This is a genomic window from Streptomyces sp. NPDC053673 (assembly GCF_055585225.1).
On the sequence record NZ_JBVJKN010000010.1, the window covers coordinates 34,212 to 60,226 of the forward strand.

The window sequence follows — 26,015 nt, forward strand, 5'->3', positions numbered from 1 at the left end:
GCCCGGCGCCGGATCGCATCCGCCGCCGGGCGCCGCGCGACGTTGCCGGGATCCCGGTGGATCGCGCGGGTACGCACATCTCGCAACCGTGTCACATGCGGAGCAAATGTGACATAAGCCCCGAGAATGGTCGGACCCTACCGCGGCGTTCGGAGCCGAAGGGCTGATGGAAGGTGAGGTGGCCGAGGTGGCGGAAGCTTCGACAGACACGCAGGACGGCGAGGGTTCCGTCGAACTCGGGGGCTACCGGCAGGAGCTGAAACGGACGCTCGGCTCCTGGCAGGTGTTCGCGATCTCGTTCGCGTTCATCTCCGTGGCCGTCGGTATCTTTGCGACGTACGACGATGTGCTGGTGAACGCGGGGCCGGTCGGCATCTGGCTGTGGGTGATCGCGGGGGTCGGGCAGACCCTGGTGGCGTTGGTGGTCGCGCAGTTCGCGGCCCGCATCCCGCTCAGCGGCTCCTCCTACCAATGGGCCTCGCGGCTGGCGAATCCGAAGATCGGCTGGGGGTTCGGTTGGCTGACCTTCTGTTACCTGGCGGTCGCCGTGGTGGCGGCCGACAATGCGCTTGCGAGCCAGGCGTTCATGCCGCTCGTGGGCCTCGAGCCGGACGAGGGTACCGCGCGTCTGATCACGGTCCTGGCGCTGCTCATTCAGGCCCTGCTCGCGGTGGCCTCCACGAGCATCGTCAGCCTGATCAACTGTCTCGCGGTCGGGCTCGAACTGGTCCTCGTCGCGGTGGTGGTGATCGCGCTCACCATCGCTGTGGCGATCACGGGCGAAGGAGGAGCCGGCAACCTCACTTCGCGCGGTGTCGCCGAGAACGCCCCCGACTACTTCGCCGTCGGTGGCGGGTTGATGATTGCAATGATCATGGGACTCGCCACGCTCGTCGGCTTCGACTCCGCGGCGAACCTGGCCGAGGAGGCCAAGGATCCCTATCGCACCGTGCCACGCGCGATCGTGGGATCGGTCGTGGCGGCCGGACTGCTGGGATTGCTGTTCCTGATCACGCTCACCGTCGCGATCGACGACATCCCCCGGATCAGCGACAGCGGCTCCCCGGTCGCGGCGATCCTGCGCGATCAGCTCGGCCCGGTGATGGAGAGGACGCTGCTGGTCGCGATCACGTTCGCGTTCTTCGGAGCCGGCGTGGTGATCATGGTTTCGTGCTCGCGGATCATCTTCGCAATGTCACGCGATGGGCGCTTCCCTGCCCACCGGCTGATGCGCCGGGTCAACCCGCGCACGCAGACACCGATCCCGGCGACGGTCCTGATCTTCTCCCTGGGGGTCATCCTCATGGTCGCCCTGCCGGGTGCCGCGCTGCTGGAGCTGATCACGGCATCGACGATCCTTCCGGCGATCACCTACGGCTCGACGGTCGTCCTCTACCTGGCGGTGCGTAAGCGACTGGAGCGCAAGAAGGGTGCGTTCGACCTCGGGCGCTTCGAACTGCCGGTCGCGATCTGCGCGCTGGTGTGGACGCTCGTCGCGCTGTTCGTGCTGGTGGCGCCCCGGGAGGCGCTCGTCTCCGTCGTGATCGTGGTCGGCTTGCTCGCCGCGGGCGGGCTGTTCTTCCTCGGCATGTGGAAGTTCAACCGGGAGGCACTGGAGAGCGAGCCGGGGGACGTGAGCGCCTTCAAGCACTGACTCAGAGGTGAACGCGGGGGCATCGTTCGACCAGCTGCGTGATCTGGCGGTCAGGCCTTCTTGGCGAGAAGGCAGGAGCCGACCTGCATGTCGGGCTCGACGAGCCTGAGCGACTCATATCAGCACAGGCCAGCCGCTTGCGGAAGGGATGTCAGAGCTCGCGGTGGATCTTCGTGTTGGAGGCCTGGGCGCGGGGGCGGACCACCATGAGGTCGATGTTGACGTGGGAGGGGCGGGTGACGGCCCAGGTGATGGTGTCGGCGACGTCGTCGGCGGTGAGGGGCTCCGCCACACCCGCGTAGACCTTGGCGGCCTTCTCGTTGTCGCCGCGGAAGCGGGTCGTCGCGAATTCGTCCGTCTTGACCATGCCGGGGGCGATCTCGATGACGCGGACCGGGGTGCCGACGATCTCCAGGCGGAGGGTCTCGGCGAGGACGCGGGCGCCGTTCTTCGCGGCGACGTAGCCCGCGCCGCCTTCGTATGTGGCGTGGCCCGCGGTGGAGGAGAGGACGACGACCGTGCCGTCCCCGCTGGCGGTGAGGGCGGGCAGCAGAGCCTGGGTGGTGTTGAGCGTGCCGATGACGTTGACCTCGTACATCCGGCGCCAGTCGGCGGGGTCGCCGGTTGCGACCGGGTCGGCGCCGAGTGCTCCGCCCGCGTTGTTGACGAGGACCTTGACCGGGCCGGAGCCGTCGAGGGAGGCCGCGAAGGCGTCGACGGCCGCGCGGTCGGTGACATCGAGGCCGTGGGCAGTGGCCAGGTGGCCGGCGTCGGTCAGCTCGGCGGCGAGCGCCTCGATACGGTCCTTGCGGCGGGCGGTGAGGATCACGTGGTACCCGGCGGCGGCGAGCCCGCGCGCGGTCGCGGCGCCGATCCCGCTGCTCGCTCCGGTGACAACGGCGATGGGGGCGGCGGTCATGACAGCTCCTCGGTCAGGCGATCGATTCCCATGATCAGGATAGGCCGCTGTCAGCGGCCACGCGGCGCGTACACGATCACGGCCATACCGGCCAGGCAGATCAGCGCGCCGATGATGTCCCAGCGGTCGGGGCGGTAGCCGTCGGCGACCATGCCCCAGGCGAGCGATCCGGCGACGAACACCCCGCCGTAGGCGGCGAGGATGCGGCCGAAGTCGCCCTGCGGCTGGAGCGTGGCCACGAAGCCGTACGCGCCGAGGGCGAGGACTCCGGCGCCGATCCAGACCCAGCCACGGTGCTCGCGCACGCCTTGCCAGACGAGCCAGGCACCGCCGATCTCGAAGAGCGCGGCGACGGCGAACAGGAGGGCGGAGCGGGCGACCAGCATGCGGACCAGCGTGTCATGGAGGGTGCGGGCGGGCCGGTGCGGGCTCGCGCCGGACCGGAAGTGCGGCCCAAGGGCCGCGCCCGGGTCAGTTCTGTGCCCATGCGATGTATCCGTCCGGGCGGACCAGGAGCGACGTGCGGCGCGGGGCGCGCCAGTGGGTCCGGGTGACGGGGCCGGGGCCGGGGGCGGGAGGCGCCGCCGCCGGGGCCGTATCCTCGTCCTCGGGAGTGACCAGGACGAATTCGCCCTTGCGGAGCAGTTCGTAGAGGCGGCCCTCCGCGAGCTGCAGGTCGGGGGCGCGGGTGCCGGTCGTCGGTGGGCGCCGCGCTCGGCGCCGTACGAGATGCCGATCCCCGAGATCATGCCTATCGCCTTGTCGGAAGCAGGGCGGACCAGGGAGATGAACCGGGCGGCGAGGGAGCGGAAGAGGCGCTGCGCCGAGGTGTGCGCCATGGCGAGGCGGACGATCGCGCCGCTGCTGCGCAGCACCATCGCGCCGACCGGATGCCGCTCCGCCTGGTAGGTGTCGAGGAGGGCGTCGGCGTCCGGCGCGTCACCACGGACGGCCGCGGCAAGCTTCCAGGAGAGGTTCGCCGCGTCCTGCATGCCGGTGTTCATCCCCTGGCCGCCGGCCGGGGAGTGGACGTGCGCCGCGTCTCCGGCGAGGAAGATCCGGCCCTTCCGGTACTCCGGGACCTGGCGCTCGTCGCTGTGGAAGCGGGACAGCCAGCGGGGGTCCCGCATGCCGAAGTCGGTGCCGAACGCCTGGCGGGCGATGTCGCGCACCTCCTCCAGATCGAGCGGCTCGCTCTCCGGGACCTGGTGGCTGCGCCGCCATGCCATCACCCGGTACCAGCCGTCGCCGAACGCGGCGACGGCCGCGAACGCGTCCCCGGTGCCGTCGGCGTAGAACGGGCTCTCGGGCTCTTCGGTGAGACGGACGTCCGCCATGGCCATGGACCGGATGACCGAGTCACCGGGGAAGGGCAGACCGAGGGCCTTGCGCACGGAGCTGCGCACCCCGTCGGTGCCGACGCAGTAGCGGGAGCGCAGCGTCGAGTCCCGCCCCGCCGCGTCACGCAGCTCGGCGGTGACCGAGTCGGCGTCCTGGCGCAGCCCACGCAGCTCCGTGTCGAACCGGAAGTCGGCCCCGGCGGAGAGTGCTCGGCGCTTCAGCAGGCGCTCCACCTCGTACTGCGGGGTGACCAGGAGAAACGGGAAACGGGTCCGCAGCCGGGACAGGTCGAAGGCGATCCGGCGGAAGAAGCGCAGGCGGGTCTTGGGTGTGCCCGTCTCCACCAGCTCCTCCGCGAGGTCCCGGGCGTCGAGCAGCTCCAGCGTGCGGGCGTGCACGCCGAAGGCCCGGGTCATGTTGCTCGTCTGCTGTGGGCGGCGCTCGACGACGGTGACCCGGACGCCCGCGGCTGCGAGGTCGCCCGCGAGGAGCAGGCCGGTGGGGCGGCCCGACGCGGGGCCTCGGCCGGCACCGGGCAGACTCCGGCCGCTATCGGCAGCAGCTGTCCCTTGAATATCTGCCGGCTCGCAGATTCTGGGGATGGCCCTCGCCCGCTATGTGCTGCGCGTACCGCCCGCGGTCGACATGACCAGGGAAGAGGTGATCGCCTGGCTGGCCCCGACGATGCAGCGCTACCTGACGGCGGAGGCCCCGTAGGCCGGCTGCCTGCTTCGTACACTTTCTGCATGCCGCAGAAGAGTTCCGAACGGCGTCGCGGTCTGATGGCCGAGCTCGCCGCCGTGTCCCGTCGCCACATGGCCGCGTACGCCATGTTCAACCAGGCGCTCGCGGACCATCTGCGGCTCCACCCCACCGATCTGCAGTGCCTCAATCTGCTCGGACTCGAACCGGGGCCCGTCACCACCGGGCGCGTGGCCGAACTGACCGGGCTCACCACCGGATCGGCGACCCGGCTGGTCGACCGACTGGAGCGGGCCGGCTATGTGACGCGGAGGCGGGACACGGAGGACCGGCGCAAAGTGCTCGTCGAAACCGTGCCCGAGCGCATGGCGGAATTCGGGGCGCTCTGGGACCGGCTGGGCGTCGGCTGGGCGGCGATCTTCGATGCCTACGAGGACGACGAGATCGCCCTGCTCACCTCCCATATGCGGCGAACGGTGGAGCTCGCGGCCCTGCAGATCGACCGGCTGCGCCACGGTGAGCCGGACCGGCCGGCTTAGGAGGTGTCCTGGGATCTTGCCTGATCCACAAGACACCCCCTAAGCGGCCGCGTTGCCGAATTCGCGCAGCGCGCCCTCGACGATCGCCTCCAGGCGGGCGTGGTGGGCGCCCCGCCAGTAGACGCGCTCGCAGGCCGTGCACTGGGCGAACACGTCGTACGAGCGCTGCGTGCCCTTCTCCAGGTGATGCTCCACGGCCTCCTTGTCGGTGTCCGTGAGCGGGCCGTTGCAGGCGGTGCAGCGGGTCCACGGCGCGAGGGCGGGCGCGAACCGCTGCAGTACGTCCCGCAGCTGGTCGTCGGGGCGGTCGCTGTAGATGTACGCCCCGGCCCACAGCTCGCGGCGGCGCAGCAGCCCGCGGTCACGCGACAGCATCACGCGCTGCTCCCGCGCCGAGAGCGTGGCCAGCGCCGGATCGCCGATGTCCTCGCTCTCGTAGGCCGCGTCGACGCCCAGCAGCCGCAGCCGTCGGGCGAGGGTGCCGAGATGGACGTCGAGCAGGAAGCGGAGCGGGGCACCCGGTACGTGCTGCGGGCGCTCGACGCCGAGCACCTCGATGTGCTCGCCCGCAGCGGGGATGTGTGAGACCTGGACCGGGCTGCCGTCCACCAGCAGCCGCCCCGCCTCGGTGAGCGGAATGCCGAGCGACTCGACGACATGGCCGAGCGTCGAGGCGCCGTCGGTGACGAGGGACGTCCGCCCGTCGCGGCGCTCCGCCGCGACGAAGAGCCGCAGCTCAGGGGCGATGCTGATGTGGATCTCCGGTCCGTTCACGCCGCCAGCATGCCATCGGGCGGACCGCGCCAGCCAGGCTTTTCCGCCGTGCCGCAGCGCCCCCGCTGCCCCCTTCCCGCCGCCGCTTCCCCGTATGAGCACGCGTTGCCGCTGTAGCCCTTGGACAGGCGACAGGCGACAGGCGACAGGCGACAGGCGACAGACGTCAGGTGACAGGTGACAGGCGTCGGGCGTCAGGCTCTAGGCCTGGCCGCAGAAGGCGTCGGCGTGTTCGCGGGCCCAGGCGGCGAACGTACGGGCCGGGTGACCGGTCAGCTCCTCGACGGTGCGGGTAACGGGTACGGGTGAACCGACGTGCGACGCCCAGTGGTTGAGCAGCGCGTCCGCGAAGTGCTCCGGCAAGTAGTCGGCGACGGACGCCTTCCACGCAGCGGGCGAGACCGTGTTGACCGTGATGTCCCGCTCCGCCACCCGTGCCAGGACGGCGATCTGCTCCGTGAAGGTGAGCGCCTCGGGTCCCGTGAGCAGATACGCCGAGCCGCGCAGGGCGGGCTGGGTGAGAGCGGCGAGGGCTGCCTCGGCGAGGTCGGACTCGTGGATCGGGTCGCTGTACGAGCCGGGGTACGGGAGGTCCACCGCGCCCGCGGACCGCACCGCCCATGACCACTGCAGCGCGTTGGTCGCGAAAGCACCCGGCTGCAGGTGGGTGACCTCGAACGCGCCGTCCGAGGCCGCGGATTCCAGCGCCCGCTCAACCGCGAGATGGGAGGCGGCGATCGGGTTGTCCGCAGCATCGGGGGCGAGGACCGAGCTGGAGGAGAGCAGCACGATGTGTTTCACGCCCGCTCTGCGGGCCGCCGCGGTGAAGCTCTCGATCCCCGACGGCTCGGCGTAGAGGAAGACGGACTCGATACCGGCGAGAGCGGCCGGGAAGGTCTCCGGGTCGGAGAGGTCGCAGTGCACGGCCGGCACGTCCGGGGGATGGCTGAGCTCCTTGTGGCGCGCCGAGGCCGCACGCACGGCGATCCCCTGGTCGTGCAGGAGCCGCACAAGGGCTGAGCCGACACGCCCGCGGCTTCCGGTGACAAGGACGGTCATGAGATGGGTCTCCTGCTCTCTCAGTTGATTGACTCGACGCAGTATCTGCGTGACGCAGATAAATATCTGCGAGGGGTCCGGATCCGTCAAGCCAATAGATGCGGGCACACCTGTGGCTTGCCACGTACCTGCCGCTGAGCGACCCGGGTGATCCGGAACGGCGCGGAACGGCGCGGAACGGCGCCGAGCGCCCCCGGAACCGAGTGCAGGCGGCCCGTCAGCGCGTGGCCATGGCGCCCATGTCCTCGAGGTCGAGACACCAGTCATTGCTGCGCAGCGGCGTTCCCGGCGGGTACTCGAAATCGCACTCGCCCAGCAGCGAGAAGCCCGCTTTGCGGCACACCGCGTTCGACGGAGCGTTGTCGACGGACGGGAACGCGTGCAGGTAGCGGTGCTTGTGCGCCGCTCTGGCCGCCTCGGCCACGGCCGACGTCGCGGCCGAGGCGAGCCCGCGGCCCTGGAAGCCGGGCAGGATGGTCCAGCCCGTCTCGTAGACCTGCTCTCCCCGCCAGGTCTTCTCCCAGAATCCGATCGTCCCCACAGCCACGCCCGCGTCAGCCAGGACCACCCGGTACATGCACCCTGCACCGGTCCGTTCCGCGCTCAGGGCCACGTACCGCCTGTGCCGCTCGGCCAGCTTCTCGTCCGGCTCCGGACCTCCGAGATGCTCCATCAACTCCGGTGCGTTCGCCGCCTGCAGCAGGGCGAAGTCGCCCTCCGACCAGGGCTCGATCCGCACCACCGATGCCTCGTCCTGCATGAACCGGTTCTGCGTGTCCCGGTTCTGCGTGTCCCGGTTCTCCATAGTCCCGCACGGTACGCCCGAGGTCTGACAACCACCCGGGCAACCGGCCTCACCTGGACGTTTGCGCCGCGTACGCCGTCGGCGGCACGCCGACCGTCGCCGTGAAGTCCCGTACGAGATGTGCCTGGTCGCTGTAGCCGAGCTCGGCCGCGAGCGCAGCCCAGTCCGGCTCGCTGCCGCTGCCGGTGCCGGTGCCGGTGCCGGAGTCGGTCCCCGGGCCCGTGCCGGAGTCGGTCCCCGGGCCCGTGCCAGTGCCGGTCCCCGAGCCCGTGCCGCTCCCCGGACCCTCCGCCTCGGCCCGTTCCAGCGCCTCATGAATGCGGTAGCGCAGGATGACCCACTTCGGCCCGACGCCGACGTACGCCGCGAAGAGCCGCTGCAGCGTCCGCACCGACACCCCGTCCGCCTCCGCGAGCTGAGCCACGCGGCGGATCGTCCGGTCCGTACGGACCTGCTCGACCAGCGCCATCGCGTGATCGGCCTGCGGATCGGCCACCGGGCCGAGCCCCAGCAGGAACGCGTCGAGCGCCGCGACCCGCGCATCTTCCTCGTCCGGGCCGACAACGGCCGCGGCGCCGATGCCGGAAGGGCCGTCGAACACCTCGCACACCGGCACGTGCCGCCCCGTCCACTCCGACACCGGCCGCCCAGGAGCGAAGGGCCGGAAGCCGCCCGGCCGGAACTGCACCCCGCAGACCCGCCCCCGCCCCTCCAACTGCTTCGTGAAGAGCCCGAGACCGATGCCCGCGACCTCGCCCCAGGGCTCCTCGTTCCCGTACCGCTGGAAGACGACGTTCACCGACGGATGTGGCACCACATGGGAGGCGTACGGCTCGGGCAGGTCCCAGTCGATGAGCCAGTAGTGCTCCAGATACGGCCGCAGCGGTGGGGCGGGCTCGCGGCGCCGGAAGCGTACCCGCGCGAAGAGCTCCGGGGCGTCGACGATCCCCCGGGTGTCGCGTCGAGGACCGGCTGCCGCCGCCTGCGGCTCACTCCTGCTGCCCATGCCCGGATCCTATGTCGCCTTTGTTCTGTCGCGTTTGTTCAAGACGCAGGGGCCCGCGCTGCCCACCATCGAGGCCATGAAGGCCATCAGTGAACTGCTCGAAGCCACGACTGCACGCGCCGTTCCCGTCGTACGCGGAATGACCGCGGCCGACCTGACCGCGCCGACTCCGTGCCCGGAGTACGACGTACACGCCCTGATCAACCACCTCCTCCACGTGGTCGTCAACTTCCAGGCGCTCGCCGCCAAGAAGGACTCCGACTTCTCCACGACCCCCGACCGGACGGCGGGCGACTGGCAGGGTCTCTTCGAGGACGAGACCGCGCGGCTCGTGAAGGCCTGGGCCGAACCGGGCGCGGAGGAGGGCACCACAGGCTCGCTCGGCCTTCCGGCCAGGACGGTCGGGCACATGGTGCTGGCCGATCTGACCGTGCACGTATGGGATCTGGCCCGTGCGACCGGGCAGGAGTACGACCCCGATCCGGAGGTGGTCGCCGAACTGGTCCCGGCACTCGAGGAGATGGCCCCGATGGCACGTCAATGGGGGGCTTTCGGGGAGGCGGTCAGTGTGCCGGCGGATGCGTCCCCGTTCGCGCGGGCGCTGGCGACGACGGGTCGTGATCCGGGGTGGAGCCCGCGCTGACGCCGCCGTACGCGCCTGTGCACTCGTCGTCGTATGCGCCGGCATACCTGTCGCCGTACAGGTCTGCGAGCCGCGCGTACGCCTCCGACACGATCTCCTCCGCCGCCACGAGCATCTCCCGCTCGGCGAGGCGGGCGCCGGCGTGCGCGTACGGCGACGGGGACGTGGGCGGGAACCGGTTCGGGAACGGGAACGGTGACGGCGGCGCCGGACGTCTGCGCCGCCACCAGCTCTCGCACACCGCGTAGATGCCGCTCGCGCAGACCGTCAGCGGGATGCACAGGGCCAGCAGGACGTCACCCACGCCGGGCCTCCTTGGATGTTCGGATGTCGGTACACACGACACGACCGGTGCGTGCACTGTGGACATCGGCCGGCGCGGCGTCCGGCTGGAGGCAGGTCACCGTTCAAAAGCCTGTCCGGACAACGGGATCGCAGGATCACCGCAGGACCCTCACGTGACTCGGCGGTTCCCCATCGAACGGACTGCCATGGACAAGCGAGTTCTCGTCGTACAGGGTTGCGGGGAGAGTGAGTGCCGGTCCCTCGCGCCCGGCGCAGCCCGTGCCGCCCAGGAGCCCGCGTTGTCGATGATCCGGAATCTCCGTCGCGCGGTGCGCCGTGCATACCGGCGCACCGTCGATCTCAGCCACCCTGCGCGCTCGCCGCTCGGCAGCGCCGTCGTCAACTGTGTGGGGTACGCGGACGGGCTGCGACAGGCCGGGCACTGCCCGGCCGAAGAGGCGCTGCGCCGCGTGCGCAAGGAGAACAGCGCAAGTCCCGGCAGCAACGGCTTCGTCTGGATCGGGCTGCACGAGCCCACCGAGGAGGAATTCGCCTCGCTCGCCGAGCTGTTCGGCCTGCACCCGCTGACGGTCGAGGACGCCGTGAACGCCCACCGGCGGCCCAAGGTCGTCCCGTACGACGACACGCTGCTCGCGGTCTTCAAGACCGTCGGGTACGCCGAGCACGACCAGCTGACCGCCACGAGCCAGGTGGTGGAGACCGGCGAGATCACGGTGATCACCGGCCGGGACTTCGTGATCACCATCAGGTACGGACGGCACGGCTCGCTCGGCCCGCTGCGCGAGGCGCTGGAGACGACGCCCGAGCAGCTCGCCAAGGGGCCCTCGTCAGTGCTGCACGCGGTGGCCGACTTCGTCGTGGACGAGTACGTCGCCGTCGCCGACGCCGTGCAGGACGACATAGAGGCGGTCGAGACGGCCGTCTTCTCCGAGCACGTGGGGCGCGGCGCCGCGGGCCGTGGCGAAGCCGGGCGGATCTACCAGCTGAAGCGGGAGCTCCTGGAGTTCAAGCGGGCGTTGTCCCCGCTGAGCCGACCGCTCGAGGCCCTCGCCACCCAGCCCGACTCCCTCATCGCCCCGGACATCCGGCCGTACTTCCGGGACGTCTCCGACCATCTCGCCCGCGCGGGGGAGCAGATCAACGGCTTCGACTCGCTCCTGGACTCGATCCTCCAGGCCCATCTGGCGCAGATGACCGTCGCCCAGAACGAGGACATGCGCAAGATCACGGCGTGGGCGGCGATCGTGGCCGTACCGACGATGGTCTGCGGGGTGTACGGCATGAACTTCGACCACATGCCGGAGCTGCGCTGGACCTACGGCTACCCGGTCGTCCTCGGCGTCATGGCCGTCGCCTGCTTCGTGATCCACCGGGGCTTCCGCCGCAACGGCTGGCTCTGACGGCCCCGCGGTACGGGGCAGGCGCCCGACGGCGCAGGTGTCCGACGGCACACGCGCCCGACGGCGTAGGTGCCCGACGGCGTACGTGTCGGCGTGCGCGTCTGACGGCGTACGTGTCGGCGTGCGCGCCCGGGCCGGGGATCAGCGACCCGCCGACTCCAGCCACGCCAGATACCACTCGTGGAAGGCAGGCCCCGGCGTCAGCGTATTCATCACGGCCAGATCGTCGAACCAGACGCGCCCGGCGCCCTCACCGGTGACGACGAGGCGGACGAACGTCATGCAACCGCTTTCCGCGACCACCAGAGTGCCGGGAACCGGAGTGTCCTGGGTGCACGCCGCCTCGGGGCGGAACGGTGTCGCCAGCAGGCCGGGCTGCCTGGCCTCCGCTCGCAGGTCGTGGGCGGCCTCCTCCTCGTCGGGCAGTTCCTCCAGCCCGTACAGGCCGTAGGCAGGGCCTGCGCCGCCGTCGCCGACCTCCCCCAGAAAGCCGCGGTAGGACTCCGGCAGTGTGATGCCGTACCGCTCCTCGAAGGCGCGGATCTCCGTCTCGGGCATCGGTGGGCGGAGCCGGTAGCCGTGGTGTTCCGCTCCGAAACGGCTGAGCCCGGGATCCTGGGCGGACAGGGCCGCGAGACGGGACCTGACGGCTTTCCCGTGCCAGCGCGCGCCGTCCCACAGCACTCCCGTATCTGCAGAACCCCAGCTCAGGGGCCCACCGGGCCCGGAGGTCAGGGCCACACCAGACAGTACGGCTGGTGCCCCGCCTCGTGCAGCCGGACCGAGAAGTCCTGCCACTCGTGAAGCAGTTGGTACACGTTGAACGCGTCACGTGGGCCGCCCCGGTCCGGGACCGTGGACCAGATGAAGGCGGCCGCGCCGACCGACTCCTCGCCGATGCCGCGGAGCGGGTCGACGACGGTCATGGGGAGCTTCACCACCGCGTAGTCGGGGTGCAGGACCACCAGCTCCAGCGGCGGCACCTTGTGCAGCGGCATGCCCTGGATACCCGTGAGGACCATCGCGGCTATCGTCTCGGGCTTGATCTTGGTGAACATTCCGCCCATGCCCAGCTCATCGCCGCCCAGCTCCTCCGGGCGCATCGAAATGGGCACGCGGGCAGCCGTGGCGCCGTCGGGTGCGCCGAAATACTTGTAGGTCACCCCCACTCGGCCACCCCTGCTCCCCGTGGGCTCGTCCGCCTCGTGCCGCCGGTGCCTCCCCCGCCGGGCAGGCTCGGGACCCAGATCGTCAGTCCCCTCGCCCAGTCCGCCACCGCGATGCATATCTCCACCCGACTGCTTTTAGGACGCACAGCCCCCGCCGCGCAACCCGATCATCGTGACAGTGACCTCCCCCACGGACGTGCGGTGAAACACCTGTCCGCAAGAACGTCCCGGGCCTCTGACACCATGGATTCCGTGAGCTTTCCCTATGACGCCCCAGTTTCGCAGACGCTTTTCGACCGCGCGTCCCTCGTGACGCCCGGCGGCGTGAACTCTCCCGTCCGTGCCTTTCGAGCTGTGGGCGGTACGCCCCGGTTCATGGTGTCCGGTACCGGTCCGTACCTGACCGATGCCGATGGACGCGAGTATGTCGACCTCGTGTGTTCGTGGGGTCCGATGATCCTCGGACATGCCCACCCCGAGGTCATCGCCGCAGTTCAGGAGGCCGTCGGCCGCGGCACCTCGTTCGGTACGCCGGGAGAGGGTGAGGTTGCTCTCGCCGAGGAGATCGTGGACCGGATCGAGCCGGTCGATCAGGTACGGCTTGTTTCGAGCGGTACGGAAGCGACGATGTCCGCGATCCGGCTGGCCCGCGGGTTCACCGGTCGCGCCAAGGTGGTCAAGTTCGCCGGGTGCTACCACGGGCATGTGGACGCCCTGCTGGCCGCCGCCGGATCCGGGGTGGCCACCTTCGGGCTGCCTGACACGCCGGGCGTCACGGGCGCTCAGGCGGGTGACACGATCGTGCTGCCGTACAACGATCTGGAATCGGTCCACGCGGCCTTCCACGCGCACCCGGGCGAGATCGCGTGCGTGATCACGGAGGCGTCGCCGGGCAACATGGGTGTGGTCCCGCCGCTGCCGGCCAGTGAAAACAATCCAGGCTTCAACCAGGGCCTCAAGGACGCCTGCGCGAAGAACGGGGCGCTCTACATCTCCGACGAGGTCATGACCGGCTTCCGTACGTCGAAGGCCGGCTGGTACGGCATCGACGGCGTCACCCCGGACCTGATGACCTTCGGCAAGGTCATGGGCGGCGGCTTCCCGGCCGCGGCGTTCGGCGGCCGCGCCGACGTGATGGGCCACCTCGCCCCGGCCGGGCCGGTCTACCAGGCGGGCACCCTGTCCGGGAACCCGATCGCGACCGCCGCGGGCCTCGCCCAGCTGCGACTCCTCGACGACGCCGCGTACGAGAAGGTCGACGCGGTCTCCGCGCGGATCCAGGGCCTCGTCACGGATGCGCTGACCAAGGAGGGCGTCGCCCACCGGCTGCAGACCGCGAGCAACATGTTCTCGGTCTTCTTCACCGACCGTGAGGTGCGCGACTACGACGACGCGAAGAAGCAGGACGTGTTCCGCTTCAACGCCTTCTTCCACTCGATGCTCTCTCAAGGCGTGTACCTCCCGCCGTCCGCTTTCGAGTCCTGGTTCGTGTCGACGGCCCACGACGACGCCGCCATCGACCGGATCGCCGCCGCACTGCCCGCGGCCGCCCGCGCCGCCGCGGAGGCCACCGCATGACCGGCACGGAGACCAGTACGGAAACGACCGTCGTTCATCTCATCCGGCACGGCGAAGTGGAGAATCCGGATGGTGTGCTCTACGGGCGCCGGGCGGGCTACCACCTCTCCGATCTCGGCCGCCGGATGGCCGACCGGGTCGCCGAGCACCTCGCGGAACGTGACATCACTCACGTCGGGGCCTCTCCGCTGGAGCGGGCGCAGGAGACGGCCGCGCCGATCGCCAAGTCGCACGGCCTGGGCCTGGACACCGACGAGCGGCTGATCGAGGCGGCGAACGTCTTCGAGGGCAAGACCTTCGGGGTCGGCGACGGCGCCCTGCGCAAGCCGGGCAACTGGAAGCACCTGATCAATCCGTTCCGGCCCTCCTGGGGTGAGCCGTACCTCGATCAGGTGGTGCGGATGATGGGTGCGCTGGACGCCGCGCGTGACGCGGCCCGCGGTCATGAGGCGGTCCTGGTCAGCCACCAGCTGCCGATCTGGATCGTGCGCAGCTACGTGGAGCGGCGCCGGCTCTGGCACGATCCGCGCCGCCGGCAGTGCACCCTCGCGTCGCTGACGAGTTTCACCTATCAGGGCGACAAGATCGTCTCGGTCGGATACTCGGAACCGGCCCGCGATCTTGTTCCGGCGCATCTTCTCGCCGGCGCCAAACCGGTCAAGGGCAAGTCAAAAGCCTTTGGCGCATAGCCATCTGGCTGTGTCAGACACGGCCTAGTGCCCCTCCCGGCAAGCTTTGCCCTGTCGCGCCGCCCGGCACGCACCCTCGCTGCGTTGGCCAAAAGCCCTGGTAGCTCCGCTACAAGGACTTCCGGCCGCCTTGCGATGGCACGCACCGGACGACGCTCCTTGACGGGCAAACATTGCCGGTCGCGGCACTAGCCCCTGGAACCTTCACGTTCCGCACGCCATCTAACCCGTTGGTCGGACGGCGGCAGCGAAACATGAACGTGAACGGGACGTGGGGGCATGCGCGACATCAGCCGAAGGGGTCTGCTCGGAGCGGGACTTGGCGCCGCGGCGGCGATCGGCATCGCAGGCTGCCGGTCCGGCTCGGGCGGCGGCAAGGGCAACGACCAGGGCGGCAGCAGCGGCGGTGGCGGGGGCGGCGGTAAGCCAGGCTCCGCCACGAAGCCGGTCCGCCTCATAGGCGACGGCTCGACCGCCGACACCGGAAAGCAGCCGCACCAGCCCACCGCGCCCGTCCCGCTCGAACCCGGCCAGACCCCGCCGCAATTCGTGATCTTCTCCTGGGACGGCGCGGGTGAGGTCGGCAACGGACTCTTCCCGCGCTTCCTGGAACTCGCCAGGAACCACGACGCGGCGATGACCTTCTTTCTCTCCGGCATCTATCTGCTGCCCGAGTCGAAGAAATCGCTCTACCGCCCGCCGAACAACCGTGTCGGCGCCTCCGACATCGGCTATCTCACCGACCCGCACATCAAGGACACCCTCAAGTACGTCCGGCAGGCCTGGCTCGACGGCCATGAAATAGGCACCCACTTCAACGGGCATTTCTGCGCGGGATCGGGTTCCGTCGGAAACTGGACGCCCGCGCAGTGGCAGAGCGAGATCGACCAGGCTGTGTCCTTCGTCACCGAATGGAAGACCAACAGCGGCTGGCAGGACATCGATCCGCTGCCCTTCGACTACCGCAAGGAACTCGTCGGCGGCCGCACCCCCTGTCTGCTCGGCCAGGACAACCTGCTGCCGACCGCCAAGAAGCTCGGCTGGCGCTACGACGCGAGCTCGCCCGGCGGCCGCCAGAAGTGGCCGGAGAGGCGCGGCGGCGTATGGGACCTGCCGCTGCAGGCCGTACCGTTCCCCGGGCACTCCTTCGAGGTGCTCTCGATGGACTACAACATCCTCGCCAATCAGTCGCAGAATTCGACCAAGGGCATGCCGTCCCGCTATCCCGGATGGCGCAAGCAGGCCACCGAGGCCTACCTCAGCGGATTCAAGCGCGCGTACGAGTCGAATCGCGCACCGCTCTTCATCGGCAACCACTTCGAGCAGTGGAACGGCGGCATCTACATGGATGCCGTCGAGGAAGCCCTGAAGGGAATGGCCGGAAAGAAGGACGTACGTCTCGTGTCGTTCCGGCAGTTCTGCGACTGGCTGGACGTCCAGGACCCGAAGATCCTCGCGAAGCTCCGTACGCTCGAGGTCGGCCAGTCCCCGGCGGGCGGCTGGAGCGCCTTCCTCAAAGCCGCCGCATAGCCGCCGGCAGTTGGCACTCCGATGTTTCCGGTGTCCCTTTAAACGCTCTTGACAAGGGGCGTTACGGGCATCAAGGGGGGTGCGCAAGATCCCCTGAAGGCCCATGCGAAACTTTTCACATGAGCCTTGTCCGCGCCCCTCGACGCACCCTGCTCGCCGCCGGCGCCATCGCGGCCGCGCTCACGCTCTCGGCGTGCAGCGGCGACTCCAACGGCAAGTCCGGCGGCGGCGGCGACACGAACTTCGTGACCAACACCGGCGGGATCTCCACCGCCGCCAAGGGCAAACGCACGGACGCTCCGGCTCTTGCCGGCAAGGACCTCACGGGCAAGCCGCTCGATCTCGCCGACTACAAAGGCAAGATCGTCGTGCTGAACCTCTGGGGCTCGTGGTGTACGCCCTGCCGTGCCGAGGCGCCTTATCTCACCAAGGTCGCGAAGGAGACCAAGGGCAAGGGCGTGGAGTTCATCGGGATCAACACCCGTGACTCGCAGACCGGCCCGGCGCTCGCCTTCGAGGAGGAATTCGGGATCAGTTATCCGAGTTTCCACGACCCCATCGGCAAGCTGATCCTGAAATTCCCCAAGGGCAGCCTCAACCCGCAGGCCATTCCGACCACGATCGTCGTCGACCGTGACGGAAAGCTCGCGGCGCGCGCGCTCACCGCGCTCGACGACAAGCAGCTCCACTCGATGATCGACCCGCTGATCGCGGAGAAGTAGGGATGAACGAGACGGTCTTCAGTGGTGCGCTGCTGCTCGCCCTGCCCATCGCCGTACTCGGAGGCCTTGTCTCCTTCTTCTCGCCCTGCGTGCTGCCCCTGGTCCCCGGCTATCTCTCGTACGTGACCGGCATCACGGGCACCGACCTCGCCGAGGCCAAGCGGGGCCGGATGGCGGCCGGGGCCGCGCTCTTCGTCCTCGGTTTCACCGCCGTCTTCGTCTCCGGCGGGGCGCTCTTCGGCTACTTCGGCTGGACCCTCCAGGAGCACCGGGAGACCCTCACCACGGTCCTCGGCGTGCTGATGGTCCTCATGGGGATCTTCTTCATGGGGCTGATGCCCTTCCTCACCCAGCGCGAGTTCCGCTTCCACAAGCGGCCGGCGACGGGTCTGGTCGGGGCGCCGCTCCTGGGCGCGCTCTTCGGCATCGGCTGGACCCCGTGCATCGGCCCGACCCTCGCGTCCGTCCAGGCGCTGGCCGCCGAACAGGCCAGCGCGGGCCGCGGGGCGCTGCTGACCGCCGCGTACTGCCTCGGGCTCGGCCTGCCGTTCGTTCTCGCCGCCGTCGCGTTCCGCAAGGCGCTCGGTGCGTTCGGCTGGGTCAAGCGGCACTATGCGTGGGTGATGCGGATCGGTGGCGGCATGATGATCGCGACCGGTCTGCTGCTGCTCACAGGTGCGTGGGACAGCATCGTGCAGGAGATGCAGGGCTGGTCCAAAGGCTTCCAGGTGGGGATCTGATCCATGAGCAAGACCGAGACGACGTCCGAGAGCGGGACGACGCCGGAGAGCGGGACGACGCCGGAGAGCGGGACGACGTCCGAGAGCGGGACGACGCCGGAGACCGCCGACCAGGAGGTCGGCGAAGCCGGGGCACAGCTCTCCACCGCCCCTCAGGAACGAGCCGTGCCCGGCTCCTTCGGCGGCACGCGCGCGCCGGGCGCCGTCGGCGCGATCGCCTGGACCGGCCGCGAGGTCATCGGGTGGACGCGCTGGTTCTGGCGGCAGCTGACCTCGATGCGGGTCGCGCTGATCCTCCTCTTCATGCTCTCCCTCGGCGCGATCCCCGGCTCCCTCATCCCGCAGAACAGCGCGGACGAGATGAAGGTGAGCACCTGGAAGGCCAACAACGAGTTCTGGACGCCGGTCTTCGAGAAGCTCCAGCTCTTCGACGTCTACAGCTCGGTGTGGTTCTCCGCGATCTACATCCTGCTGTTCGTCTCGCTCATCGGCTGCATCGTCCCCCGCACCTGGCAGTTCATCGGCCAGCTCCGGGGCCGCCCGCCGGGCGCCCCCAAGCGGCTCACGCGACTGCCCGTCCACACGACCTGGCGCACCGAGGCGGACCCGGAAGCGGTCCGTGAGGCCGCGCTCGCGATGCTGAAGAAGCGCCGGTTCCGTGCCCACCTCGCCGGGGACGCGGTCGCCGCCGAGAAGGGCTACCTGCGCGAGGTCGGCAATCTGCTCTTCCACGTCGCCCTGATCGTGATGCTGGTGGCGTTCGCCGTCGGGCAGCTGTTCAAGTCCGAGGGCGGCAAGCTGATCGTCGAGGGCAGCGGTTTCTCCAACACCCTCACCCAGTACGACGACTTCAAGTCCGGGTCGATGTTCAGCGTCGACGAGCTCGCGCCGTTCAGCTTCACCCTGGACAGCTTCACGGGAACGTACGAGAGTCGCGGGCCGCAGCGGGGCACCCCGCGCACCTTCGAAGCGGCCGTGACCTACTCCGAGGGCGCCGACGGCAAGGACCAGAAGCGCATCATCCGGGTCAACGAGCCCCTGGAGATCGACGGCTCCAAGGTCTACCTGCTCTCCCACGGCTACGCGCCCGTCGTCACCGTCCGGGACGGCAGGGGCAAGGTCGTCCACCGGGAGGCCGTGCCGCTCCTGCCCATCGACAACAACGTCACCTCCACCGGCGTCGTCAAGGTGATGGACGGTTACCGGGACAAGAACGGCAAGAAGGCACAGCTGGGCTTCCCGGCTTTCTTCGTCCCGACGTACGCCGGCAAGGGCCACGGCCAGATGTTCTCGCAGTTCCCGGGGCTGGTGTTCCCGGCGCTGAACCTGGGTGCGTACCACGGCGATCTGCGCGTGAACGCGGGCCTTCCGCAGAACGTGTACCAGCTGGACACCAGCAAGATGACGGCGTTCAAGGACGCCAACGGCGACGTGTTCAAGCAGACGCTGCTGCCGGGCGAGACGATGAAGCTGCCGAACGGCGCCGGCTCGATCACCTTCGAGAAGGAGATCAAGGAGTGGGCGAGCTTCCAGATCTCCCAGCAGCCCGGCAGTGGTCTCGCCCTCGCGGGCGCGATCGCCGCGATCGCGGGCCTCGTCGGCTCGCTGTTCATCCAGCGGCGCCGGGTCTGGGTCCGGGCCGTACGGGGGGAAGACGGCGTGACCGTCGTCGAGATGGCGGGGCTGGGGCGGAGCGAGTCCGCGAAGCTCCCCGAGGAGCTGTCGGATCTGGCCGTCACGCTCAACGAGCGGGCGCCGACCGCGCCCGATGCCGATGCCGATCCTGATCCTGATCCTGATCCTGTCGAAGCTGATCCAGCCGAAGCTGTTCCTTCCGAAGGGGCTGAGAAGTGAATCTCGCCGCCGCCACCAACGAGAGCCTCGCCGAGTTCAGCAATGGGCTGATCTACTCGTCGATGGCCGTCTACACCCTGGCGTTCCTGGCACACATCGCCGAGTGGGTCTTCGGCAGCCGCAGCAAGGTCGGCCGTACCGCCGCCGCGCTCACCGCCCCCGCGGCGGCAGCCGCGGTGACGGTCAACGTCGCCCGTAAGGGCGGGGGAACCACCGTCCTGGAGCGCCCCAAGGTCGTCACCCGCACGGCGGCCGGACAGCGCGACGTCCCCGACGGCCCCGGCGCTGCGGGCGGCACGGTCAAGGGCGACCTGTACGGGCGGATCGCGGTCTCGCTGACGGTCCTCGCCTTCCTCGTCGAGGCGGCCGGCGTCGTATCCCGCGCCGTGTCCGTGCAGCGAGCCCCCTGGGGCAACATGTACGAGTTCTCCACCACCTTCTCCACGGTGGCGGTCGGCGCGTACCTCGGCTTCCTCCTCGCCAGGAAGAACGTCCGCTGGATCGGACTGCCGCTGGTCACCACGGTCCTGCTCGACCTGGGCATCGCCGTCACCTGGCTCTACACCGAGAGCGACCAGCTGGTCCCGGCGCTGCACTCGTACTGGCTGTGGATCCACGTCTCCACCGCGATCTTCTGTGGTGCGGTCTTCTACCTGGGCGCGGTCGGCACGCTGCTCTATCTCTTCCGTGATTCGTACGAGAACAAGCTGGCGAACGGCGGCAACCCCGGCTCCTTTGCCCGCTCGGTGCTGGAGCGGCTGCCCGCCGCGACCTCCCTCGACAAGTTCGCGTACCGCATCAACGCCGCGGTCTTCCCGCTCTGGACGTTCACGATCATCGCCGGTGCGATCTGGGCCGGTGACGCGTGGGGACGCTACTGGGGCTGGGACGCCAAGGAGGTCTGGTCGTTCATCACCTGGGTCGCGTACGCCGCGTATCTGCACGCCCGAGCGACCGCCGGCTGGAAGGGCCGCAAGGCCGCGTACATCGCGCTGGTCGCCTTCGCCTGCTTCCTCTTCAACTACTACGGCGTCAACCTCTTCGTGAACAGCCTCCACGGCTACGCCGGAGTCGAATGATCCCGCAGTGATCACGCAGTGATGCCGCAGTGATCCCGCGAGGACGGCTGCGCGTCCGTGAGCAGCGGATCTTCGACCGGGTGGGCGAGAGCCGGTAGCGGGCACGGCCCGTACGGGCGACGCTGGTGCCATGACGGAACCGATCCCTCACGGCACCGGCGAGACCCGCCGCGGCGACGACGGCGACACCCATGTCCTGCACTTCGTGCTGCATCTGCCGCACCCCGTGGTGAACGTCTGGGTCGCCGTGGCCACCCCCGAGGGCCTGCCGCAGTGGCTGGCCGCCGCCGATCTGCTGGAACCGCGCCTCGGCGGCGGGGTGACGCTCCGCTGGCTCAACGCAGACGCAGCCGCAGACGCCGGGAGAACCGGGGGAACCTGGGGAACCGGGGGAACCGAGGGAAAGGGGACGGTCGTCTCCGGGCGGGTCACCGCCTGGGACATGGAGGCCGTCGCCGAGTACACCGTCGAGCTGCACGGCAGGATCCGCTTCCACATGGAGCCGGCGCCCGCGGACTCGCTCGCGACCGTCCTGCGCTTCACCAACGAGTTCACCGGGACCGACGAGCAGCGCCTCGACAGCCTGGCGGGCTGGCACCAGCACTTCGAGTATCTGGAGGCCGCCCTCGACGGACGCCCCATGGACTGGTCCGCCTGGACCCCGGACCGCTTCCGGCAACTGCGCGAGGAGTACGCCGGCCGGGACGTCAGCCGGCCGTGATCGCGTCCAGCTGGGCCCGCAGATAGGTGTGCGAGTCGACGCCGCGCACGTCGGTGCCCGGATCGCACTCGTAGAAGTACACCAGCGACATCAGCTCCTCCGCCGGTACGTCCGCGGGCGGCGGCAGCACCCGATGACGCCCCGAGCACCAGCGGCCCCCCGTCCAGCGGGCCATCAGATCCCCGATGTTGACCGTCAGCGCGTCCGGCGCGTACGGGGCGTCCTCCCAGCCGCCCTCGTCCGTGAAGACCTGGAGGCCGCCCCTGCCGGTCTGCCGGTCGAGGACGGTGACCGTGCCGAAGTCGGTGTGCGGGCCGATCCGGAACTGGCCGGGCTGAGGCTCGCCGACGGTGTCCCGGCCGGGATACCAGTTGATGTTGAAACCCCAGGTCGGATGCCCGGTGTGCCGGGTGAAGAAGTCCTCCGGCTCGCCCAGAGCCGCCCCGAGCAGCTCCAGCAGCAGGTCCGACAGCGCCCGCATCTGCCCCAGATACGTCTCCACCGCCGGCCTGAGCCCGGGGGCCTCGCCCGGCCAGGTGTTCGGCAGGAACCACTCGGCGTCGACCTCCGGGTCGCCCGTGGGACGGTCCGCCGCGAACGACAGCGACTCCTTGAGATCGGGCGGCGTCTGCGTACCCTCCGCGTAGCCGTTGGCCTCCGCCCCGGGACCCAGCCAGCCCCGCCCGCCCACCTTCACCGCGTACGGCTCCTTGGCGGACTGCGGAAGGCGGAAGAAGTCCCGGGCCAGCTCCCGGATCTCCGTCCGCAGTCCCTGGTCCACCCCATGGCCGGTGACGAGCAGAAACCCGGCCGTGCGCAGGGCGGCGTCGACGGTGGTGGCGACGCGGGACCGGGCGTCGCGGTCTCCGGAGAGCCAGGGCTCCAGGTCGATCACAGGGATACGGTCACTCGTCATCGCCGATGTCCTCGTTCCACAGCGCCGGGTGCTTGCCGATGAAATCGCGCATCAGTGCCGTGCACTCCGGATCGTCCAGGACCACGACCTCGACGCCGTGTGCCGCGAGCCAGCCGTGGGCCCCGTGGAACGTGTCGGCCTCGCCGACGACGACCCGGGAGATGCCGAACTGCCGGACGAGCCCGGAGCAGTACCAGCACGGGGAGAGGGTGGTGACCATCGTCGTACCGCGGTACGAGCGCTGACGCCCCGCCGCCCGGAAAGCGGCCGTCTCCGCGTGCAGCGACGGGTCGCCGTCCTGGACGCGGCGGTTGTGGCCGCGGCCGAGGAGGCTGCCGTCCGGGCCGTACAGCGCGGCGCCGATCGGAATGCCGCCCTCGGCGAGGCCCGCGCGGGCTTCGGCGAGGGCGGGGGCCAGCCATCGGCGTGCCTGCTCCTCGTCCATGAACCCGACCCTCCCGTCGTCAGGCCTTGCCCTGGTCCTCGTCCCGATTGTGGCCCTTGTCGTGGCCCTTCTCGTCGTCGAGGGACTTCAGGAAATCAGGGTTGTCGTCAGGCGCCACCCAACCGCCGCGGCGCGACGGCCGCTGGGCCGTCCGGTCCTTGCCGGCCAGCAGCCAGGAGATGGAGCCGACGAGGGGGAAGAGCAGAACGAGGATCGCCCAGATCGGCTTGGGGATGTACCTGATCTCCTTCTCGTCGGTGGAGATGCAGTCGATGAACGCGTAGATGCTGAGTGCCAGTGGCACCAAGAACATCAGCACCCGAAGCATGGCGGCCCCCTGAACGCGGGTTCGGGACCGCTGGGACGGCCCCCGTGACAGGTCAAGCGTAGCGAGTGGCCGATACTGGACGGCATGGCTTACGACGATCTTCGCTCGCTGCTCCGGGCGCTGGAGCGCGAGGGCGACCTCAAGCGCATCAAGGCCGAAGTCGACCCGTATCTGGAGGTCGGGGAGATCGTCGACCGGGTCCAGAAATCCGGCGGTCCGGCGCTCCTCTTCGAGAACGTGCGCGGCTCGTCGATGCCGCTCGCGATGAACGTGTACGGGACGGACCGCCGGCTGCTCAAGGCGCTGGGCCTGAAGTCGTACGACGAGATCAGCGGGAAGATCGGCGGGCTGCTCAAGCCGGAGCTGCCGCACGGGTTCGTCGGGGTGCGCGAGGCGTTCGGGAAGCTCGGCGCCATGACGCACGTACCGCCGAAGAAGGTGAAGGACGCGCCGGTGCAGGAGGTCGTCCTGCGCGGTGAGGACGTCGACCTGGACCGGCTGCCCGCGCTGTTCACGTGGCCGCAGGACGGCGGCTCGTTCTTCAACCTGGGGCTGACGCACACCAAGGACCCGGAGACGGGGATCCGCAACCTCGGGCTCTACCGCCTCCAGCGCCACGACAAGCGCACCATCGGTATGCACTGGCAGATCCACAAGGACAGCCGCAACCACTACCAGGTGGCAGCGCGGCGCGGCGAGAAGCTGCCGGTGGCGATCGCCTTCGGCTGCCCGCCGGCCGTGACGTACGCGTCGACGGCGCCGCTGCCCGGCGACATCGACGAATATCTGTTCGCCGGCTTCGTGCAGGGCAAGCGGATCGAGATGGTCGACTGCAAGACCGTGCCGCTGCAGGTGCCGGCGCAGGCGGAGGTCGTGCTGGAGGGCTGGCTGGAGCCGGGGAAGATGCTTCCCGAGGGCCCGTTCGGCGACCACACCGGCTTCTACACGCCGCAGGAGGACTTCCCGGCGCTGACGATCGACTGCGTGACGATGCGGAAGCGGCCGCTGCTCCAGTCGATCGTGGTGGGCCGGCCGCCGACGGAGGACGGCCCGCTGGGCCGGGCGACGGAACGCTTCTTCCTGCCCCTGCTGAAGATCATCGTGCCGGACATCGTGGACTACCACCTGCCCGAGTCGGGCGGCTTCCACAACTGCGCGATCGTCTCGATCGACAAGAAGTACCCGAAGCACGCCCAGAAGGTCATGCACGCCATCTGGGGCGCGCACATGATGTCGCTGACCAAGCTGATCGTGGTCGTCGACTCCGACTGCGACGTCCACGATCTGCACGAGGTGTCGTGGCGGGCGCTCGGCAACACGGACTACGCCCGTGACCTGACCGTGGTCGAGGGCCCGGTGGACCATCTGGACCATTCCTCCTACCAGCAGTTCTGGGGCGGCAAGGCGGGCATCGACGCGACGAAGAAGTGGCCGGAGGAGGGTTACACCCGCGACGGGGGCTGGCCGGACATGGTCGAGTCGGACCCCGACACGGCGGCGCTGGTCGACCGGCGCTGGAAGGAGTACGGCCTGTGAGCGCGTCCGCGGCCGCGGTACCGGGCCCGGGCCGCACCAAGGCGTTCCTTCGGCTGGTGATGATCGAGCACTCGGTCTTCGCGCTGCCGTTCGCGTACATCGCCTCCCTCACCGCGATGTTCCAGCTGAACCGGAACATCCACTGGGGCAAGCTGCTGCTCGTCACCGTCGCCATGGTGGGGCTGCGGACGTTCGCGATGGCCTGCAACCGGATCATCGACCGGGAGATCGACGCCCGTAATCCCCGCACGGCGGGGCGGGAGCTGGTCACGGGTGCGGTGTCGGTGCGGTCCGCGTGGACCGGGGCGGGCGTCGCGGTGGTGATCTTCCTGGGGGCCGCGGCGATGCTCAACCCGCTGTGCCTCGCGCTGGCGCCCGTCGCGGTCGTGCCGATGGTCGTCTATCCGTACGGGAAGCGGTTCACGAACTTCCCGCACGCGATCCTGGGTCTGGCCCAGGCGATGGGTCCGGTCGGCGCGTGGATCGCGATCACCGGGGCCTGGTCGTGGGACGCGGTGATCCTCGGTTTCGCCGTCGGTATCTGGATCGGCGGCTTCGACCTGATCTTCGCCTGCCAGGACGTCGAGGCCGACCGCGCGCACGGCGTGATGTCGGTCCCCGCCCGGTTCGGTGTCCCGGCCGCGCTGTGGGGCGCGCGGGCATGCCATGCCGTGACGATGGTCCTCTTCGTCTGGTACGCCCTCGCGACCGACGCCGGCTTCTTCTTCTGGCTGGGCCTCGCGGTGGTCACCGCGGCGTTCCTCTACGAGCACACGATCGTGCGCCCGCACGATCTGTCCCGGCTGAACAGGGCCTTCTTCACGGTGAACGGGTTCATCGGCATCGCCCTGTTCGGGTGCGCGCTGCTGGATCTGCTGGTGCGGGGCCTCACGGTGTGAGGCGGGCGCGCTCTCGCGGGCGGCGGAAGACGAACGCCGCCGCGACGCCGCCCAGCAGTCCGAAGAGGTGGCCCTGCCAGCTGACGCCCGAGTCGGTCGGGAGAACGCCCCACAGGATCGAGCCGTAGAGCGCGGCGACGACCAGCCCGACCACCACGTCCAGCGCGCTGCGGTCCACGAAGCCGCGGACCAGTACGTAGCCGAAGAGGCCGAAGACGACGCCGGAGGCGCCCAGCGTGACGGAATCGGCGGGGGAGGTCAGCCAGACGCCCAGGCCCGAGGCCACGATGACGGTGAGGACGACCCCCGCGAAGCGGCGTATGCCGGACAGCGCGGCCAGGAAGCCGAGCACGAGCAGCGGGAGGCTGTTGGCGGCGACATGGCCGAAGCCGTAGTGAAGGAAGGCCGCGGGGACGATGTCCGGCAGCTCGGCGATGTCGCGCGGAGTGATGCCGTACGGATCGAGGGCATGGCCGGACGCGACGTCGATCGCCTCCAGCGCCCACAGCAGCGCGACCCAGCCCAGCATCAGCATGCCGGCCGTCTTCGCCCGGTCGGTCCGGCTCCACTCGAGTGCGTCGCTCGACATCGTGGCCCCCTGCGTCCTGCGGTCCTGCGTCTCCCCCCGGAAACGTCCGGGGCACCTTACCCAGTTCCGCCG

At 69.8% G+C, this 26,015-nt stretch carries 27 protein-coding genes and 2 pseudogenes; 15 read left to right on the plus strand and 14 right to left on the minus strand.

Annotated features, from left to right (window positions below; genetic code table 11):
• Positions 1 to 187: 187 nt before the first annotated feature.
• Complete coding sequence (locus ACZ6ZQ_RS16620; RefSeq protein ID WP_469769260.1) at positions 188 to 1,654, plus strand: APC family permease; 1,467 nt, start codon at positions 188 to 190, stop codon at positions 1,652 to 1,654.
• Between the two features lie 151 nt (positions 1,655 to 1,805).
• Here ACZ6ZQ_RS16620 and ACZ6ZQ_RS16625 read toward each other — a convergent pair whose 3' ends face one another.
• The 3 genes and pseudogenes from ACZ6ZQ_RS16625 to ACZ6ZQ_RS16635 all read right to left on the minus strand — a co-directional run bounded on the left by ACZ6ZQ_RS16625 (position 1,806) and on the right by ACZ6ZQ_RS16635 (position 4,453).
• Positions 1,806 to 2,573 (minus strand): SDR family NAD(P)-dependent oxidoreductase, encoded by a 768-nt coding sequence (locus ACZ6ZQ_RS16625; RefSeq protein ID WP_469769261.1) that lies wholly within the window; start codon positions 2,571 to 2,573, stop codon positions 1,806 to 1,808.
• 50 nt (positions 2,574 to 2,623) lie between these two features.
• On the minus strand, positions 2,624 to 2,959 hold the full coding sequence (locus ACZ6ZQ_RS16630; RefSeq protein ID WP_469769262.1) for a YnfA family protein: 336 nt from the start codon (positions 2,957 to 2,959) through the stop codon (positions 2,624 to 2,626).
• 85 nt (positions 2,960 to 3,044) lie between these two features.
• Positions 3,045 to 4,453, minus strand: a pseudogene (locus tag ACZ6ZQ_RS16635) (FAD-dependent monooxygenase).
• Between the two features lie 43 nt (positions 4,454 to 4,496).
• Between ACZ6ZQ_RS16635 and ACZ6ZQ_RS16640 the strand changes: the two are divergent.
• Together ACZ6ZQ_RS16640 and ACZ6ZQ_RS16645 are read left to right on the plus strand one after the other, a co-directional pair.
• Positions 4,497 to 4,631 (plus strand): annotated as a pseudogene (locus tag ACZ6ZQ_RS16640) (TetR/AcrR family transcriptional regulator); the annotation flags it as partial.
• 29 nt (positions 4,632 to 4,660) lie between these two features.
• The gene (locus ACZ6ZQ_RS16645) at positions 4,661 to 5,155 is read left to right on the plus strand and encodes a MarR family winged helix-turn-helix transcriptional regulator (RefSeq protein ID WP_469769263.1); all 495 of its coding nucleotides are present in this window, start codon (positions 4,661 to 4,663) and stop codon (positions 5,153 to 5,155) included.
• Between the two features lie 39 nt (positions 5,156 to 5,194).
• Here the strand turns inward: ACZ6ZQ_RS16645 and ACZ6ZQ_RS16650 are convergent, their stop codons facing one another.
• The 4 genes from ACZ6ZQ_RS16650 to ACZ6ZQ_RS16665 form a co-directional block, all read right to left on the minus strand.
• Complete coding sequence (locus ACZ6ZQ_RS16650; protein WP_469769264.1) at positions 5,195 to 5,929, minus strand: Mut7-C RNAse domain-containing protein; 735 nt, start codon at positions 5,927 to 5,929, stop codon at positions 5,195 to 5,197.
• Between the two features lie 201 nt (positions 5,930 to 6,130).
• On the minus strand, positions 6,131 to 6,988 hold the full coding sequence (locus ACZ6ZQ_RS16655) for an SDR family oxidoreductase (RefSeq protein ID WP_469769265.1): 858 nt from the start codon (positions 6,986 to 6,988) through the stop codon (positions 6,131 to 6,133).
• 217 nt (positions 6,989 to 7,205) lie between these two features.
• Positions 7,206 to 7,748, minus strand: coding sequence for a GNAT family N-acetyltransferase (locus tag ACZ6ZQ_RS16660; protein ID WP_469769415.1), 543 nt, complete (start codon positions 7,746 to 7,748; stop codon positions 7,206 to 7,208).
• Between the two features lie 94 nt (positions 7,749 to 7,842).
• A complete protein-coding gene (locus ACZ6ZQ_RS16665; RefSeq protein ID WP_469769266.1) occupies positions 7,843 to 8,799 on the minus strand; it encodes a DUF6597 domain-containing transcriptional factor in 957 nt (318 codons plus the stop codon).
• 76 nt (positions 8,800 to 8,875) lie between these two features.
• Here ACZ6ZQ_RS16665 and ACZ6ZQ_RS16670 point away from each other — a divergent pair, with 76 nt between their 5' ends.
• Positions 8,876 to 9,442: a TIGR03086 family metal-binding protein gene (locus ACZ6ZQ_RS16670; protein ID WP_469769416.1), complete on the plus strand. Its 567-nt coding sequence runs from the start codon at positions 8,876 to 8,878 to the stop codon at positions 9,440 to 9,442.
• On the opposite strand, the gene ACZ6ZQ_RS16675 is transcribed toward ACZ6ZQ_RS16670, so the two are convergent.
• Positions 9,363 to 9,746 carry a hypothetical protein gene (locus ACZ6ZQ_RS16675; RefSeq protein ID WP_469769267.1) on the minus strand — a complete coding sequence of 128 codons (384 nt, stop codon included), beginning with the start codon at positions 9,744 to 9,746 and terminating at the stop codon, positions 9,363 to 9,365. The two genes, ACZ6ZQ_RS16670 and ACZ6ZQ_RS16675, sit on opposite strands and share 80 nt — an antisense overlap.
• Before the next feature lie 286 nt (positions 9,747 to 10,032).
• On the opposite strand from ACZ6ZQ_RS16675, the gene corA reads away from it, so the two are divergent.
• Positions 10,033 to 11,148 carry a magnesium/cobalt transporter CorA gene (gene corA, locus ACZ6ZQ_RS16680; protein ID WP_469769268.1) on the plus strand — a complete coding sequence of 372 codons (1,116 nt, stop codon included), beginning with the start codon at positions 10,033 to 10,035 and terminating at the stop codon, positions 11,146 to 11,148.
• Positions 11,149 to 11,289: 141 nt separating this feature from the next.
• Here corA and ACZ6ZQ_RS16685 read toward each other — a convergent pair whose 3' ends face one another.
• Together ACZ6ZQ_RS16685 and ACZ6ZQ_RS16690 are read right to left on the minus strand one after the other, a co-directional pair.
• Positions 11,290 to 11,889 carry an SMI1/KNR4 family protein gene (locus ACZ6ZQ_RS16685; protein ID WP_469769269.1) on the minus strand — a complete coding sequence of 200 codons (600 nt, stop codon included), beginning with the start codon at positions 11,887 to 11,889 and terminating at the stop codon, positions 11,290 to 11,292.
• Complete coding sequence (locus tag ACZ6ZQ_RS16690) at positions 11,880 to 12,434, minus strand: hypothetical protein (RefSeq protein WP_453663086.1); 555 nt, start codon at positions 12,432 to 12,434, stop codon at positions 11,880 to 11,882. The genes ACZ6ZQ_RS16685 and ACZ6ZQ_RS16690 overlap by 10 nt, the downstream gene beginning before the upstream one ends.
• Positions 12,435 to 12,560: 126 nt before the next feature.
• Here ACZ6ZQ_RS16690 and hemL point away from each other — a divergent pair, with 126 nt between their 5' ends.
• The 8 genes from hemL to ACZ6ZQ_RS16730 all read left to right on the plus strand — a co-directional run bounded on the left by hemL (position 12,561) and on the right by ACZ6ZQ_RS16730 (position 21,230).
• A complete protein-coding gene (hemL, locus tag ACZ6ZQ_RS16695) occupies positions 12,561 to 13,895 on the plus strand; it encodes a glutamate-1-semialdehyde 2,1-aminomutase (protein WP_469769270.1) in 1,335 nt (444 codons plus the stop codon).
• Positions 13,892 to 14,584, plus strand: a complete 693-nt coding sequence (locus ACZ6ZQ_RS16700) for a histidine phosphatase family protein (RefSeq protein WP_469769271.1) — start codon at positions 13,892 to 13,894, stop codon at positions 14,582 to 14,584. Before hemL ends, ACZ6ZQ_RS16700 begins: the two co-directional genes overlap by 4 nt.
• 279 nt (positions 14,585 to 14,863) lie before the next feature.
• A complete protein-coding gene (locus ACZ6ZQ_RS16705) occupies positions 14,864 to 16,114 on the plus strand; it encodes a polysaccharide deacetylase family protein (RefSeq protein WP_469769272.1) in 1,251 nt (416 codons plus the stop codon).
• A 119-nt stretch (positions 16,115 to 16,233) separates the two neighbouring features.
• A complete protein-coding gene (locus ACZ6ZQ_RS16710; protein WP_469769273.1) occupies positions 16,234 to 16,836 on the plus strand; it encodes a TlpA family protein disulfide reductase in 603 nt (200 codons plus the stop codon).
• 2 nt (positions 16,837 to 16,838) lie between these two features.
• A complete protein-coding gene (locus ACZ6ZQ_RS16715) occupies positions 16,839 to 17,576 on the plus strand; it encodes a cytochrome c biogenesis CcdA family protein (protein ID WP_469769274.1) in 738 nt (245 codons plus the stop codon).
• A 3-nt stretch (positions 17,577 to 17,579) separates the two neighbouring features.
• A complete protein-coding gene (gene resB, locus ACZ6ZQ_RS16720; RefSeq protein WP_469769275.1) occupies positions 17,580 to 19,430 on the plus strand; it encodes a cytochrome c biogenesis protein ResB in 1,851 nt (616 codons plus the stop codon).
• Positions 19,427 to 20,509 (plus strand): c-type cytochrome biogenesis protein CcsB, encoded by a 1,083-nt coding sequence (gene ccsB / locus ACZ6ZQ_RS16725; RefSeq protein ID WP_469769276.1) that lies wholly within the window; start codon positions 19,427 to 19,429, stop codon positions 20,507 to 20,509. Before resB ends, ccsB begins: the two co-directional genes overlap by 4 nt.
• Positions 20,510 to 20,639: 130 nt before the next feature.
• A complete protein-coding gene (locus ACZ6ZQ_RS16730; protein WP_469769277.1) occupies positions 20,640 to 21,230 on the plus strand; it encodes an SRPBCC domain-containing protein in 591 nt (196 codons plus the stop codon).
• Here the strand turns inward: ACZ6ZQ_RS16730 and ACZ6ZQ_RS16735 are convergent.
• Genes ACZ6ZQ_RS16735 through ACZ6ZQ_RS16745 form a run of 3 tightly spaced genes read right to left on the minus strand, consistent with a single transcriptional unit; the run spans position 21,217 to position 22,919 of the window.
• Positions 21,217 to 22,146, minus strand: coding sequence for an isopenicillin N synthase family dioxygenase (locus ACZ6ZQ_RS16735; protein ID WP_469769278.1), 930 nt, complete (start codon positions 22,144 to 22,146; stop codon positions 21,217 to 21,219). The genes ACZ6ZQ_RS16730 and ACZ6ZQ_RS16735 overlap by 14 nt on opposite strands.
• Positions 22,136 to 22,591, minus strand: a complete 456-nt coding sequence (locus ACZ6ZQ_RS16740) for a nucleoside deaminase (protein WP_469769279.1) — start codon at positions 22,589 to 22,591, stop codon at positions 22,136 to 22,138. Before ACZ6ZQ_RS16740 ends, ACZ6ZQ_RS16735 begins: the two co-directional genes overlap by 11 nt.
• A 19-nt stretch (positions 22,592 to 22,610) precedes the next feature.
• The gene (locus ACZ6ZQ_RS16745; protein ID WP_453663106.1) at positions 22,611 to 22,919 is read right to left on the minus strand and encodes a PLD nuclease N-terminal domain-containing protein; all 309 of its coding nucleotides are present in this window, start codon (positions 22,917 to 22,919) and stop codon (positions 22,611 to 22,613) included.
• Between the two features lie 84 nt (positions 22,920 to 23,003).
• Here ACZ6ZQ_RS16745 and ACZ6ZQ_RS16750 point away from each other — a divergent pair, with 84 nt between their 5' ends.
• Both ACZ6ZQ_RS16750 and mqnP read left to right on the plus strand, forming a co-directional pair.
• Positions 23,004 to 24,455 (plus strand): menaquinone biosynthesis decarboxylase, encoded by a 1,452-nt coding sequence (locus ACZ6ZQ_RS16750; RefSeq protein WP_453663108.1) that lies wholly within the window; start codon positions 23,004 to 23,006, stop codon positions 24,453 to 24,455.
• Positions 24,452 to 25,354, plus strand: a complete 903-nt coding sequence (mqnP, locus tag ACZ6ZQ_RS16755) for a menaquinone biosynthesis prenyltransferase MqnP (protein ID WP_469769280.1) — start codon at positions 24,452 to 24,454, stop codon at positions 25,352 to 25,354. Before ACZ6ZQ_RS16750 ends, mqnP begins: the two co-directional genes overlap by 4 nt.
• Here mqnP and ACZ6ZQ_RS16760 read toward each other — a convergent pair.
• Positions 25,344 to 25,943 carry a rhomboid family intramembrane serine protease gene (locus tag ACZ6ZQ_RS16760; protein ID WP_469769281.1) on the minus strand — a complete coding sequence of 200 codons (600 nt, stop codon included), beginning with the start codon at positions 25,941 to 25,943 and terminating at the stop codon, positions 25,344 to 25,346. The two genes, mqnP and ACZ6ZQ_RS16760, sit on opposite strands and share 11 nt — an antisense overlap.
• Between the last annotated feature and the right edge of the window lie 72 nt (positions 25,944 to 26,015).

What these genes read in the sequence shown, in the direction of transcription:
- ACZ6ZQ_RS16625 (WP_469769261.1), bottom strand. Translation starts at nt 2,573, where the DNA reads ATGACCGCCGCCCCCATCGCCGTTGTCACCGGAGCGAGCAGCGGGATC.
- ACZ6ZQ_RS16630 (WP_469769262.1), bottom strand. Translation starts at nt 2,959, where the DNA reads ATGCTGGTCGCCCGCTCCGCCCTCCTGTTCGCCGTCGCCGCGCTCTTC.
- ACZ6ZQ_RS16645 (WP_469769263.1), top strand. Translation starts at nt 4,661, where the DNA reads ATGCCGCAGAAGAGTTCCGAACGGCGTCGCGGTCTGATGGCCGAGCTC.
- ACZ6ZQ_RS16655 (WP_469769265.1), bottom strand. Translation starts at nt 6,988, where the DNA reads ATGACCGTCCTTGTCACCGGAAGCCGCGGGCGTGTCGGCTCAGCCCTT.
- ACZ6ZQ_RS16660 (WP_469769415.1), bottom strand. Translation starts at nt 7,748, where the DNA reads ATGCAGGACGAGGCATCGGTGGTGCGGATCGAGCCCTGGTCGGAGGGC.
- ACZ6ZQ_RS16665 (WP_469769266.1), bottom strand. Translation starts at nt 8,799, where the DNA reads ATGGGCAGCAGGAGTGAGCCGCAGGCGGCGGCAGCCGGTCCTCGACGC.
- ACZ6ZQ_RS16670 (WP_469769416.1), top strand. Translation starts at nt 8,876, where the DNA reads ATGAAGGCCATCAGTGAACTGCTCGAAGCCACGACTGCACGCGCCGTT.
- corA (WP_469769268.1), top strand. Translation starts at nt 10,033, where the DNA reads ATGATCCGGAATCTCCGTCGCGCGGTGCGCCGTGCATACCGGCGCACC.
- ACZ6ZQ_RS16690 (WP_453663086.1), bottom strand. Translation starts at nt 12,434, where the DNA reads ATGCATCGCGGTGGCGGACTGGGCGAGGGGACTGACGATCTGGGTCCC.
- hemL (WP_469769270.1), top strand. Translation starts at nt 12,561, where the DNA reads ATGGATTCCGTGAGCTTTCCCTATGACGCCCCAGTTTCGCAGACGCTT.
- ACZ6ZQ_RS16700 (WP_469769271.1), top strand. Translation starts at nt 13,892, where the DNA reads ATGACCGGCACGGAGACCAGTACGGAAACGACCGTCGTTCATCTCATC.
- ACZ6ZQ_RS16705 (WP_469769272.1), top strand. Translation starts at nt 14,864, where the DNA reads ATGCGCGACATCAGCCGAAGGGGTCTGCTCGGAGCGGGACTTGGCGCC.
- ACZ6ZQ_RS16710 (WP_469769273.1), top strand. Translation starts at nt 16,234, where the DNA reads ATGAGCCTTGTCCGCGCCCCTCGACGCACCCTGCTCGCCGCCGGCGCC.
- ACZ6ZQ_RS16715 (WP_469769274.1), top strand. Translation starts at nt 16,839, where the DNA reads ATGAACGAGACGGTCTTCAGTGGTGCGCTGCTGCTCGCCCTGCCCATC.
- resB (WP_469769275.1), top strand. Translation starts at nt 17,580, where the DNA reads ATGAGCAAGACCGAGACGACGTCCGAGAGCGGGACGACGCCGGAGAGC.
- ACZ6ZQ_RS16730 (WP_469769277.1), top strand. Translation starts at nt 20,640, where the DNA reads ATGACGGAACCGATCCCTCACGGCACCGGCGAGACCCGCCGCGGCGAC.
- ACZ6ZQ_RS16735 (WP_469769278.1), bottom strand. Translation starts at nt 22,146, where the DNA reads ATGACGAGTGACCGTATCCCTGTGATCGACCTGGAGCCCTGGCTCTCC.
- ACZ6ZQ_RS16740 (WP_469769279.1), bottom strand. Translation starts at nt 22,591, where the DNA reads ATGGACGAGGAGCAGGCACGCCGATGGCTGGCCCCCGCCCTCGCCGAA.
- ACZ6ZQ_RS16745 (WP_453663106.1), bottom strand. Translation starts at nt 22,919, where the DNA reads ATGCTTCGGGTGCTGATGTTCTTGGTGCCACTGGCACTCAGCATCTAC.
- ACZ6ZQ_RS16750 (WP_453663108.1), top strand. Translation starts at nt 23,004, where the DNA reads ATGGCTTACGACGATCTTCGCTCGCTGCTCCGGGCGCTGGAGCGCGAG.
- ACZ6ZQ_RS16760 (WP_469769281.1), bottom strand. Translation starts at nt 25,943, where the DNA reads ATGTCGAGCGACGCACTCGAGTGGAGCCGGACCGACCGGGCGAAGACG.